The following is a 12269-nucleotide window of genomic DNA, read 5'->3' as shown; positions in this document are numbered from 1 at the left end:
AGCTCGGCGCCTTGGCGGTATGGTGGTTTGCCGACCGCCGAGGAACCCTTAATGCCGAAAAAACCACCACCCCCTGACAGCAACCCCAGCGCAGCCGACATCGAACGCGCCATTCTGGCCTTGAACAAAATGGCCGAACGCCTCTGGGGCGATGAGCGTGAAGCCGAGGCCAAGGCGCTGCTCGATGCACTGGACGCGCTGAACCGCGCCCTCGACCGGATCCGCATCGGGGAAAGTCGCAGGGCCGTCACCCTGCACTGAATCAGACCTGGTAAAACTCGCGATACCACTGCACGAACGCTTGCACGCCCTGCTCGATCGGCACCTGCGGGCTGAAGTCAATGCAGCGTGCCAGCGCCGATACGTCGGCCCAGGTCTTCAGCACGTCGCCCTCCTGCATCGGCAAATAACGGCGCTGAGCCTTGATGCCCAGTGCCTGCTCCAGACATTCGACGAAGCTCATCAGCGCCACCGGACTGCCGCGACCGATATTGAACAGGCGATTGGTGCCGCGCTCGGCGCTGATTGCGGGCGGTTTGTCGAGCAGTCGGAAAATCGCTTCGACGATGTCGTCGATAAAGGTGAAGTCCCGCGCCATTTCGCCTTGGTTGTAGAGGTCGATGGCGCGCCCGTTGAGCATCGCTTCGGTGAATTTGAACAGCGCCATGTCCGGTCGCCCCCACGGGCCGTACACGGTAAAGAAGCGCAGGCCGGTGGCCTGCAAGCCGTAGAGATGGCAGTAACTGTGCGCGAGCAGTTCGTTGGCGCGTTTGCTCGCGGCGTACAACGAGACCGGTTGATCGACCGGATCGTCTTCTGCAAACGGCATCTTGGTATTGGCGCCATACACCGAACTGCTCGATGCATAGATCAAGTGCTCTGGAGGGTGACGACGGCACGCTTCCAGAACGTTGAGAAACCCGACCAGATTCGACTGCGCATAGGCATCAGGATTGTCCAGCGAGTAGCGCACTCCGGCCTGCGCAGCGAGGTGAATGACCTGTTTGTAGTGGCCGTGTTCGAACAACGCGGTCAAAGCGCTCTGATCGACAATGTCCAGCCGCTGGAACGTGAAATTGGCCAGCGTCTGCAATCTCTGCAAACGCGCCTGTTTGAGTTTGACGTCGTAATAAGGACTGAGATTGTCGACCGCCACAACCTCTAGCCCTTCGCGACATAAACGCATGACCGTGTGATAACCGATAAAACCTGCGGCACCCGTTACCAGAACACTCATGATTGCCTCGGCTCACCGGTTTGACTTCAAGAAATATGCAGCCCGAACATTTACCTGCGAACGACCGTAACTATTCATAGACGACCTTAGTTACTCGGGCCAGCAGCATCCGACGCGAGGCATCTAAAATCAAAACTTCTTACGAACCGAAACATGTAAGATTGAAACTAATTTGCTATCACGCGCGCCATCTAACCCGCGTGACTTCAACAACTTCGAAAAGTTTAAAAAACCCGACGAATAAAATCCGCCTTGACCAAACAATGACTTACGTGAGATGGCCATCATCAGCGGATGAAAGGTAATGTTTTTGACTGTTAGCAATTGACAGCTTGCAAAGACTGGCCGATAACTAATCACTGCCCGATGAGCTCGCGCCGACGCACACTTTTTGCTCTCAGGCTACTTATGTAATTGGATCCTGAAGGTCGCAACTGCGAACCGTGCGGTAGCTTTGCTTGAACAAAAGCGCGGACTCGTTATAGCCAAGACGGCCACGGATATAACAATAACCCAGCCAAGTTGATTCATTTTTGAAACACTTCTTCTGCCAATAAACATTGATGCATCTGGCTCGGCACTTTGCCTTGATCAGCCTACTACCTACTAGCAAGCATGACGGCTCGTCCCACGCTATCGGCCGCCCTGCTTAAACGATCGCTATGTATGGAGTACTCCAGCATGCTAACGGTTTGCCGCAACGGTTCTAACTGGTATTTATTGCAGTGCAAGCCCCGCCAGGATGAACGGGCACAACTCAATCTGCAGCAACAGAACTATTCGACCTTTCGGCCGCAACTGATGAGCGAGCGCAGTATTCGTGGCAAACGCCAACGAACCCTGGAATCGCTGTTCCCCGGCTACGTGTTCATTCAACTGAGCCGCGACGATAACTGGGCACCGATTCGCTCGACCCGTGGTGTCAGCCGCATCGTCGAATTCAACCATGTGCCCGCCCGCGTCGATGAAGACGTGATCGCGCAATTGCGTGAGCGCAGCCAGGAGTCGCTCGGCTTTCCTGCCGATCCGCAGCTCAAACCCGGCGAACCTCTGCAAATCGTCCAAGGCCCACTCTCCCCGCTTGAAGGCGTTTTTCTGTCGATGCAGGGCGACGAGCGGGTGATGATGCTGCTCAATTTCCTCAACCGCCAACAGCACGTCAGCGTCCCGCTGAGTTACCTCGAACGCCAGCGACAATAGTCCGGATCTGCTTCGCCCTGACCCCGACCCCCTTAATCAGGAGCGTGATCCATGGCTCTGAAGCCTCGCTGTTCCCTGGTTTTAGTCGTCGCCTGCTGTGCCCCCGAAGCTGCCTGGAGCGTTGAGCCGCAAGCGATCAATGTCTACGGCTTCGATTTCACCCCGACCTTTGCTTTGTCAGAAAGCTACGACGACAACTTTCGCGAAGTCGAACACGATGTCGAATCGACCATGGTCACCCGTTTGGCGCCGGCCTTCGAGCTCAAGGCCGAGGATCGCAACAGCGCCACGCGGGTTATCTGGGAGCCGACCCGCTACATCTATCACAGCGCTTCGGACGCTTCGAACACCGCCCAGCGGCTGCGCGCCGACAGCATCATGGAATTCACCGATCGGCACCGGCTGAAGTTTGAAGCCGAGGCGCGTAAATACGAGCGCACCACCTCGACCGCCGTCGACGGCATCAACGACAAGATCGAGAGCCAGCGCGTCGGCGGCGTCTACACCTTCGGCGCGCGCAGTGCGCTGAACCAGATCGACCTCGGCGCCAGCTACGCACAGCTGCGCTACGACAACTCCGATGGCATCAACGATGACAAGGAGCGCAACACCAGCAATCTGACCAGCACCTGGTATCACCGCCTCGGCAGCAAAACCCGTGGCTTGCTCGAATACGACCACACCCGCTTCGACTACCTGCAATCGAACAGCCCGCGGAGCAGCCGCTCCGACGCAGTGCTGGCTGGGGCCGAGTGGGACATGACAGCGAAAACCACCGGCAAATTGCGCGTCGGTTACGAGCGCAAGAATTTCGACCAGAGCGGTTCCGACGACCTGAGCAACCCTACCTGGCAAGTGGATCTGGCGTGGAAACCGCGCACCTACTCGACCTTCACCTTTCTCGCCCGCCAGGCCATGGCCGAAGGCGACGACGGGTCCGACGCGGTGAAAGCCACCTTCACCCAGATCGGTTGGCGTCACGGCTGGACCGAGCGCATCACCACCGTCGCCGAAGCCGGCATGGGCCATTACGTCTACGAAGGCCAGGACCGCAGCGACGACCTGCAGGATTACAAACTCGGCGTGAATTACGAAATGCGCCGCTGGCTGGACGTCGAAGTCGCCTACCGCCACCGCGATAACGACTCCGATGCCGACAACGAAAGCTTCACCCGCAATGTTTTCCAGATCACGTTCGACGTCAGTCTGTAGGAGGGTTGGGCCATGCACACGCGCCTGATTTTATTGTTGTTGCTGCTCTGGACAGTGCCCACAGTCGAGGCGGCGGACACCGACACCAATTACCGCCTGGCCGCTGGCGATGTCTTGCGCATCATCGTGTTCGGCGAGCCGGAACTGAGTTTCAAGAAGATCCGCCTCAACGACGCCGGCACCTTCTCCTACCCGTTTCTCGGCGAAATCGTTGCCAAGGGCCTGACGCCCAATCAGGTCGAACAGAAGATCGTCGACGGCCTCAAGCAAGGCTATCTGGTCGATCCGAAAGTCAGCCTCAGTCAGATCGAATACCGCCCGTTCTACATCAACGGCGAAGTGCAGAAACCCGGCAGTTATCCGTTTCAGCCCGGCCTGACCCTGGAAAAAGCCATCGCCCTGGGTGGCGGCCTGACCGAACGCGCCTCAATGAAACGAGTGACGATTCTGCGCGGCAGTGGTGGCCCGCCGGTCACCGAGAACATCTCGCGCACCACCGTCATCGCCCCCGGCGACACCATTTCCATTGCACAAGGCTTTTTCTGATCATGGACAACAGCCCAAGCACCTACCTCGAACGTCCGCTCCAGGGCCACTTGCCAACGCAAGCCGCCGATGAGTCGGACACCCTTGATCTGCTGCACCTGTGGCGCGTGGTCTGGTCGGCGAAGTGGAACATTGCCTGGCTGGTGCTGCTCAGTTGCGCGCTGGCCGTCGCGGTGTTGTCGTTCATCACGCCGCAGTACGTCGGCAGTGCCACGTTGCTGATCAAGGACAAGACGCCGCCGGTGTTGAGTTTTCAGCAAGCCGCCGAATCCGGCGGCGCCACCACCACTGATTATTTGCAGACCCAGCAGGCGTTGCTGCAATCGCGGGAACTGGCCGAGCGCGCCGTGCGCAAACTTGGCCTGACTACCAATCCGATCACCGATCCCCGCCAGCAGGCGCAGAGCTGGTTCACTCCGCGCCAATGGCTGGCCGACCTCAATCGTGACCAGTGGCTGCCATGGCTGGATCTGCTGCCGCCGCCGAAGCCGCCAGCGACCGAAGAACAGGTGTTCAACGACGTCACGCAAAACCTGATGCTGCACACCAGCGTCAAGTTTGTCGGCAAGAGTCAGTTGCTGGAAATCGACGTCGAACTGCCTGACCCGGCCCTCGCTGCGGCGGTGGCCAACGCCCTCGCCCAAGGCTTTATCGACAGCCAGCAGGACACCAGCCTCAAGTCTTCGCAAAACAACACCAGTTGGATGAACACCCGCCTGGTCGAGTTGCGCGACAACCTGCGCGTTGCCGAAAACAAGTTGCAGGCCTATCGCGAAGAACAGGGTCTGGTCGATGTCGACGGCGTCGCCACCATCAGTGCCAACGAACTGCAGATGACCGGTAACCGCATGATCGATGCGCGCCGCGACCGTGCTGAAGCGGAGAGCCAGTTCCGTCAGGCGCAATCCTTGAGCAACGGCGACATCAGCCGTTTGTCCAGCGTGCCGGCAGTGTTGAGCAATCCGCTGATTCAGCAGTTCCAGGCTGATCTCGCCAAGGCTCAGGCCAAAGTCGAAGAGTTGTCGGGCCGCTACGGGCCGAAGCACCCGGCGCTGATTTCCGCCCGCTCCGAACAACGTACGGCGGCCAACAGCCTGCGCCTGCAAGTGCAGCAAGTGGTTGCCGGTATCGAGCGCCAGTATCAACTGGCAGTAGCCAGCGAAGACGCGTTGCGCAAATCCTTCAACAGCAACAAGGCGCAGATTCAGGACATTTCGCGCAAGGAATTCCAGCTGCGCGAATTTCAGCGTGAAGTCGACAGCACCCGGGCGCTGTACGAAACCTTCGTCACCCGCCTCAAGGAAACCGCCGCCACTTCGGACATGGATTCGGCCAAGGCGCGCATCGTCGACCCGGCGATCGCGCCGCTGGAAGCGAGCAAACCGCGCAAGAATCTGATCCTCGCCATCGTCGCGCTGGTGGCTGCGGTGGTCGGCGTCGCCCTCGCCTTCCTCTTCGATACGTTGAGCAACACGTTCAAGACCGACGACACCGTCGAGAGCCTGCTCAATGTGCCGCTGCTCAGCGTCGTGCCGTTGGTGATGAAAAAGAGCCGGCGGCAGTTGGCGCGTTTGTTCGAGGACAACGACCACCCGCGTTTCTGCGAAACCATCCGCAACCTGCGCACCTGGCTGATGCTGCAAAACAACGAACGCCCGACGCAGGTGGTGCTGGTCACGTCTTCGGTGTCCGGCGAAGGCAAGAGCACCATCGCCAACAACCTCGCCTCGTCGTTGGCGCCGCTGGAGCGAGTGCTGCTGATCGATGCTGACATGCGACAGCCGACGCTGTCGCTGAACTTCGATTTCCCGCCCCAAAGCCCCGGCCTCGCCAACCTCATGGCCGGCACCGCGCGGCTGGAAGACTGCATCCGCAGTGTCGGCAATCTCGACATGCTCCCGGCCGGCTGTCTCACGCCCTCGATGCTGGACCCGTTCGACGCACCACGACTGAAATCCTCGAGCAATTCCAGCAGCGCCGTGGCCCCCGCCCAGGATCTGCTCAGTTCGCCGCGCCTCGGTCGGCTGTTGCAGATTCTCAAGTCGCGCTACCGGCACATCATCATCGATTCACCGCCGGCAGAAATCGTCAGCGACGCACTGTTGCTGGCCCAGCATTCCGATGCGGTGATCTACGTGGTCAAAGCGCAGAGCACGCCGGTCGGCCAGGTGCGCAAAAGCATCGCCGTGTTGCAGCAGAGCCAGGCGCCGGTATTCGGCGTGGTACTCAATCAGGTCGATCTGCGCAAGGCGCGCAAGTACGGCCATGGCCATTCCCGTTCTTTCTACGACTACGACTTCGCCCCGCGCTGATCCTTCGGGCCGTGCCGCCCGGCAACAGCAAATCCTTCCCTGTTCGACGAATCGGAGATCGCGCCGATGACCTCGCAATATTCCGCGCAAATGGCACACCGTCGCGGCCTCACCTTCTGGGTGCAATGGCTGTGCGCAATGACCCTGGTCAACCTGTTGCTGATTGTGCTGGTGCACTGGCGCATCGGCGAGTTGCCCAGTGAATATCGGCTGCTGATCATCCTCACCGTGCTTGGCTCGATGCCGGTCTACGGCCTGGTGCAGGTCTACCACAAGCGCCATGGTCTGCTGGTCGGGCTCGGACGTTTGCTCGCCGGCTGGCTGATTCTGCTCGGGCTGCTGATGAGCATCGCCTTCGTCACCCAGACCAGCGCTTTGTTCTCCCGGCAGGTGGTGATTGTCTGGGCGGTGGTGGGTTTTCTCGCCCAGGCGGCGACGTTTCTGCCGCTGCATCTGTTCGTGCGCATGTACACCAAGATGATCTGCAACGAGCGCCGCGCGGTGATCATCGGCACCTGCCCGACCGCCCATGAGCTGGCGCGCAAACTGCTCGACCCGGATCGCGCGCTGCTGCTCGGGTTTGTCGCGGCGAAAGCCGACAGCGGCCCGGCGCCGAGCATCCTGCCGCTGCTCGGTGAGGTCGAGGACATTCGCGAAATCATTACGCGGTTGCAGGCGCGGCGCGTGTACATCGTGCTGCCGATGGCCGAGGCAGCGACCATCGAAGCGCTGTACATCAACCTGCTCGACATGAACGTCGACGTGGTGTGGATTCCGGATCTGGGCAGCATGGTCCTGCTCAATCATTCGATCTCCGAGATCGAGCGGATGCCGGCGATCTATCTCAACGAAAGCCTGCTCACTTCGCACCCCGGCAGCCTGTTCTGCAAGGACCTGTTCGAACGCAGCGTCGCTGCGGTGGCGCTGATTCTGCTCAGCCCGCTGCTGCTAGGCGTGGCCATCGCGATCAAGCTGACGTCGCCGGGGCCGGTGCTGTTCAAGCAGAACCGCCATGGCTGCGACGGCGAAGTGATCCGCGTGTGGAAGTTTCGCTCAATGCGCGTGCACGACGATCAGCAAGTGCGTCAGGCCACCCGCGACGACGACCGCGTCACACCGCTGGGACGCTTTCTGCGACGCAGCTCGATCGATGAGTTGCCGCAACTGTTCAACGTGCTGTTCGGCCACATGGCGCTGGTCGGCCCGCGCCCCCACGCGGTGACCCACAACATCTATTACACCGGCAAGGTGCGCGCCTACATGGCGCGGCATCGGCTCAAGCCTGGCATCACCGGGCTGGCACAGATCACCGGGCATCGCGGCGAAACCGAGACCGTGGAGAAGATGCAGCGCCGGGTCGCTCAAGACCTCAATTACATCAATCAATGGTCGCTGTGGCTGGACATCAAGATCCTGCTGAAGACGCCCTTCACCCTGTTCTCGAAAAACATCTACTGACAGCGGCCAGCGCTCTGGCCCACCCCGCCACGCATGAGGTTTTCCCATGAATGTGAGTGTATTCGGTATCGGTTATGTCGGACTGGTCCAGGGCGCCGCGCTGGCCGAGGTTGGCCACAACGTGCTGTGTGTGGATGTCGACGCGGCCAAGGTGCAGGCCTTGAATGACGGCAGCCTGCCCATCTACGAACCCGGGCTGAAAAGCCTGGTGCGGGACAATCATCACAGCGGCCGCCTGCAATTCGGCAGCGATCTGGCCGCTGCGGTAAAACACGGCGATGTGTTGCTGATCGCGGTCGGCACGCCGCCGGATGAGGACGGCTCGGCCGATCTCAAGCATGTGCTCAGCGTCGCCCGCACCATCGGCGAGCACCTGCGCGGCGAGCAGATCATCGTCGACAAATCCACGGTGCCGGTGGGCACGGCGGATCGGGTGCGCGAATGCATCAATGCAATCCTCGGCGAAAGCGGCCGCGCTGCGCTGACCTTCGATGTGGTTTCCAACCCGGAATTTCTCAAGGAAGGTTGCGCGGTCGACGACTGCATGCGCCCCGACCGGATCATCATCGGCACCGACAGCCCGCGTGCCGAAGCGCTGATGCGCGAGCTGTACGAACCGTTCAATCGCAACCGCGAAAAAATCATCGTCATGGATGTGCGCAGCGCCGAGCTGACCAAGTACGCGGCCAACTGCATGCTCGCGACGAAGATCAGCTTCATGAACGAAATGGCCGGGCTCGCCGAAAAGCTTGGCGCCGACATCGAAATGGTCCGCCATGGCATCGGCTCGGATCCACGCATCGGCTACCAGTTCATCTATCCCGGCATCGGTTATGGCGGTTCGTGTTTCCCCAAGGATGTGCGGGCGTTGATCCATGCCGCCCACGGCGTCGACATCGATGCGCGCCTGCTCCGCGCGGTGGAGTCACGCAACAACGAGCAGAAAAGCACGCTGTTTCACAAGATCGCCGAGCACTTCAACGGCGCGCTGGAAGGCAAAACCTTCGCGCTGTGGGGCCTGAGCTTCAAGCCCAACACCGACGACATGCGCGAGGCCCCCAGCCGCGTGTTGATGGAAGCGTTGTGGCGAGCCGGCGCCAGCGTGCAGGCATTCGACCCGAAAGCCATGGAACAGGCGCAGCAGCTTTACGGCCCGCGCGACGACCTGACGCTTGCCGGGACCAAAGAGGCGGCGCTGAAAAATGCCGACGCGCTGGTGATCGTCACCGAATGGCAATCGTTTCGCGCGCCGGACTTCGAACTGCTCGCGCGGCAACTGAAAAATCCGCTGATCTTCGATGGCCGCAACCTCTTCGATCCGCAACGCCTCAGTGCACGCGGCTTCACCTACATCAGCGTTGGTCGGCCGACCTGCGCCGCCGAAGCACAGGATCTTGCATCATGATCCGCCTCGAGCTGCTCGACCGTTATTCGCCGGCCCTGCTGGAATCCAACCGGGCGTTTTCCTTTCTCAACTTCGCCTCGATCGGCAGTTTCATCCGCCAGCCGCCGTCGTCGCTGGCGTATTTCTGCGACGGCATGCTGATGTCCGGTTTCATGTCGCGCATCACCGGGCGCGCGGTGCAGCGGGTCAGTTTCGATTTCACCTCGATTGCCGACCCGGTGCTGCGCGAGTCCGAGCAGCGCGGCAAGCGCGTGTATGTGGTCGGCGCGCAGCAGGCGGAGCTTGATCGTTTCGTCGACAAGCTCGGCACGCAGTACCCGCGCCTGCAATTGGTCGGCGCGCGCAACGGTTACTTCGACGCCGAACAAGGTGCGGCAATCCAAGCTGACATCTGCCGGCAGCGGACCAATCTGCTACTGGTCGGCCTTGGCGCCGGTCTGCAAGAGCGCTTTATCCTCGAAGCACTGCGCGGTGGTTTCAGCGGCGTGGCGTTCACCTGCGGCGGTTTCATCCGTCAGGAGGCCAATGCCAGCGAGCGTTACTACCCCGACGCGATCAATCGCCTGCACCTGCGCGCCTTTTACCGCATGTATCGCGAGCCGCACACGATCAAGCGTTACCTGCTCGACTACCCGAGCAATGCCCTACGCCTGACCGAACTGATTCTGCGCCAGCAAGTGGCAATCAATGTCACTGCCCCATGAGGATTGTGCCGATGCATATTCTGTTCACGCTCAAGGATTACCAGACTGGCGGCGGCGTCGAGTGCGTGCAGCAACGCCTCGCCGAGCAGTTTCTGGCGGACGGACGGCGGGTGAGTTTTTTCGTCATGAACGGCGACTCGCCCAACGTTGACGGTGCGCCGAGCATGGCCGGTGGCGGTGGCGGCCTCGCTGGCTGGCTGAAGTCGATCGTGCTGTTGCGCCGGCTGATTCGCCGCGAAAGCGTGACGCACCTGATTGGCGCCAAGGAGCAGGCCAACCTCTGCACCTGGTTCGCCACTCTGGGCAGTGCCTGCAAAGTCATCTACACCCGCCATGCCGCGCTGGATTGTGCCGAGCAGAACACCGGGCGCGCCAGCCTGCGGCTGTTGTACGCGCTGTATCTGTGCGGCAGCGGCAAGGTGGTCGCGGTGTCCCAGGGATTGCGCCAGTCGCTTGCCGGGTTGATGCCTTGGGGCCAACCGCGCATCCGTTATTGCCCGAACGCGGTCATCACCGAGCAACTACTGCGCGCGGCACAAGCGCCGCTGCCCGGTGGCGTGCCCCATCATTACTGGTTGGGGGTCGGCCGGCTGGTGGAAACCAAAGGCTTCGATTTGCTGCTGGAGGCGTACGCGCTGGCGGCGCAACAACGCACGCTGCCCTATCTGGTAATTGCCGGCGACGGCCCTTTGCGCGCGCAGCTTGAAGCGCAGGCACAACGGCTGGGCATCGAACGCTTGGTGCATTTCACCGGGCATCTGCGCAATCCCTATCCGCTGATCCGCCATGCGCAGCTATTGGTGCTCAGCTCATTGCACGAAGGCTTGCCGACGGTACTGGTCGAGGCGCTGGCGCTGGGCACGCCGGTGATTTCCACCGATTGCGGCAGCGGGCCGCGCGAGTTGCTCGACGACGGACGCCTCGGGCGCCTGGTCAACGTTAATGATGCGCAGGCGTTGGCCGAGGCGCTGCTCGACAGCCTGGCCAGCCGCGAATCCGCGCCACCGCCGCGACGCTCAGTCAGCGAAGCGATCCAGCCCTATACCAGCCAGTACGCCGCGCAGGCTTATTACCAGGTGTGGAACCGATGAAAAAGCTGCTGATCATCCTCCAGGACCTCGGCGCCGGTGGCGCGGAGAAAATGATGGTGCGCCTCGCCGGTGCCTTGGTCGAGGCCGGTAATGAAGTGACATTGCTGATGCTCACCGGTGCCGGCATCAATCAACCGGCGCTCGATCCTCGGGTCAGGCAAGTGTTGCTCGACAGCCCGCGCAGCGCCGCCGCCGTGCCGGCGCTGATGCGCTTTTTGCGCAGCAACCGCTACGACGCGCAACTGGCGGTGCTCACTCATGTCAACGTCGTCGCGATTGCCGCCGCCGCGTTGTCCGGTACCTTGGCGCGGCTGCATGTCAGCGAGCGCAATGCCTTTTCGCGGGACAAGCACGTCAACCCGGCGCTGTCGGTAAAGCTCGCCTACTGGCTGGCGCCATGGCTGTACCGGCTGATTCCCAACCCGGTGATCTGCGTGTCGCAAGGCGTCGCCGAGGATCTGGTCGACACCACCATCGCCCGCCCGCGCGATGTGACCACCGCTGACAACCCGGTGCTCGACAACGATTTTCGCGACAAGCCTGCCGCCGCGCCCAGCCATCCCTGGCTGAAGAACAAAACCACCCCGGTGATCGTCGCCGTGGGTCGCCTGGCGCAGCAAAAGGGCTTCGACACTCTGATCGACGCCTTCGCCCGCCTGCCACAAGGCGATGCGCGGCTGATCATCTTCGGCGACGGCGCCTTGCGCGGCGAACTGCTGGCCCAGGCGGCAGCGCTCGGCGTCGCAGAGCGTTGTGATCTGCCGGGGTACGCCAGTGACCCTATCGCCGAGATTGCCCGAGCGGACTGTTTCGTCTTGTCGTCGCGTTTCGAGGGCAGCCCCAATGCCTTGGTCGAAGCCTTGTCGACCGGCACGCCGGTCGTGGCGACCCGCTGCCCGTACGGCCCGCAGGAAATCCTCGCCGATGGCGCCGTGGCGCCCTTGGTCGAGGTTGACGATCCGGCCGCCCTCGCCGCCGCGATCAGTGCACAAATGGCCACGCCGCGAGCCGTGCATCGCCAGCGCCGTATCGAGGCCGCCGCGCGCTTTGTCAACGCTCGCGCGGTGCAGACCTACCTCAAGGCGTTACTCGGGAGGCGCTGAG

At 61.5% G+C, this 12269-nt stretch carries 11 protein-coding genes; 10 read left to right on the top strand and 1 reads right to left on the bottom strand.

The genetic code is table 11. The annotated features are described in order from the left end of the window. Window positions 1-51 precede the first annotated feature (51 nt). Window positions 52-261, top strand: a complete 210-nt coding sequence (locus PspCFBP13508_RS02005; RefSeq protein ID WP_137213487.1) for a hypothetical protein — start codon at window positions 52-54, stop codon at window positions 259-261. A 1-nt stretch (window position 262) separates the two neighbouring features. Here PspCFBP13508_RS02005 and PspCFBP13508_RS02000 read toward each other — a convergent pair whose 3' ends face one another. Beyond that, complete coding sequence (locus PspCFBP13508_RS02000) at window positions 263-1237, bottom strand: SDR family NAD(P)-dependent oxidoreductase (protein WP_137213486.1); 975 nt, start codon at window positions 1235-1237, stop codon at window positions 263-265. Between the two features lie 681 nt (window positions 1238-1918). Here PspCFBP13508_RS02000 and rfaH point away from each other — a divergent pair. From rfaH to PspCFBP13508_RS01955, 9 genes are all read left to right on the top strand, one after another. Next, window positions 1919-2437 (top strand): transcription/translation regulatory transformer protein RfaH, encoded by a 519-nt coding sequence (gene rfaH / locus PspCFBP13508_RS01995; protein WP_130909792.1) that lies wholly within the window; start codon window positions 1919-1921, stop codon window positions 2435-2437. A 51-nt stretch (window positions 2438-2488) separates the two neighbouring features. Continuing rightward, window positions 2489-3649 carry an outer membrane beta-barrel protein gene (locus PspCFBP13508_RS01990; RefSeq protein WP_137213485.1) on the top strand — a complete coding sequence of 387 codons (1161 nt, stop codon included), beginning with the start codon at window positions 2489-2491 and terminating at the stop codon, window positions 3647-3649. Window positions 3650-3661: 12 nt separating this feature from the next. Next, a complete protein-coding gene (locus tag PspCFBP13508_RS01985; RefSeq protein ID WP_130909790.1) occupies window positions 3662-4195 on the top strand; it encodes a polysaccharide biosynthesis/export family protein in 534 nt (177 codons plus the stop codon). Window positions 4196-4197: 2 nt separating this feature from the next. After that, window positions 4198-6507 carry a polysaccharide biosynthesis tyrosine autokinase gene (locus tag PspCFBP13508_RS01980; RefSeq protein ID WP_137213484.1) on the top strand — a complete coding sequence of 770 codons (2310 nt, stop codon included), beginning with the start codon at window positions 4198-4200 and terminating at the stop codon, window positions 6505-6507. A gap of 66 nt (window positions 6508-6573) precedes the next feature. After that, on the top strand, window positions 6574-7965 hold the full coding sequence (locus PspCFBP13508_RS01975) for an undecaprenyl-phosphate glucose phosphotransferase (RefSeq protein ID WP_122507234.1): 1392 nt from the start codon (window positions 6574-6576) through the stop codon (window positions 7963-7965). A 46-nt stretch (window positions 7966-8011) separates the two neighbouring features. Continuing rightward, on the top strand, window positions 8012-9370 hold the full coding sequence (locus PspCFBP13508_RS01970) for a UDP-glucose/GDP-mannose dehydrogenase family protein (protein WP_137213483.1): 1359 nt from the start codon (window positions 8012-8014) through the stop codon (window positions 9368-9370). Further along, window positions 9367-10074 carry a WecB/TagA/CpsF family glycosyltransferase gene (locus tag PspCFBP13508_RS01965; protein WP_137213482.1) on the top strand — a complete coding sequence of 236 codons (708 nt, stop codon included), beginning with the start codon at window positions 9367-9369 and terminating at the stop codon, window positions 10072-10074. The genes PspCFBP13508_RS01970 and PspCFBP13508_RS01965 overlap by 4 nt, the downstream gene beginning before the upstream one ends. Before the next feature lie 11 nt (window positions 10075-10085). Further along, a complete protein-coding gene (locus PspCFBP13508_RS01960) occupies window positions 10086-11165 on the top strand; it encodes a glycosyltransferase (protein ID WP_137213481.1) in 1080 nt (359 codons plus the stop codon). Next, window positions 11162-12268 carry a glycosyltransferase gene (locus PspCFBP13508_RS01955; protein WP_137213480.1) on the top strand — a complete coding sequence of 369 codons (1107 nt, stop codon included), beginning with the start codon at window positions 11162-11164 and terminating at the stop codon, window positions 12266-12268. Before PspCFBP13508_RS01960 ends, PspCFBP13508_RS01955 begins: the two co-directional genes overlap by 4 nt. Window position 12269 lies beyond the last annotated feature (1 nt).

The sequence above is a fragment of the Pseudomonas sp. CFBP13508 genome (genome assembly GCF_005233515.1).
In the GTDB taxonomy this organism is placed as follows: Bacteria; Pseudomonadota; Gammaproteobacteria; order Pseudomonadales; family Pseudomonadaceae; genus Aquipseudomonas; species Aquipseudomonas mercuritolerans.
The sequence above is the reverse complement of the archived record's forward strand: the minus strand, read 5'-3'. Positions and strand labels throughout refer to the sequence as shown.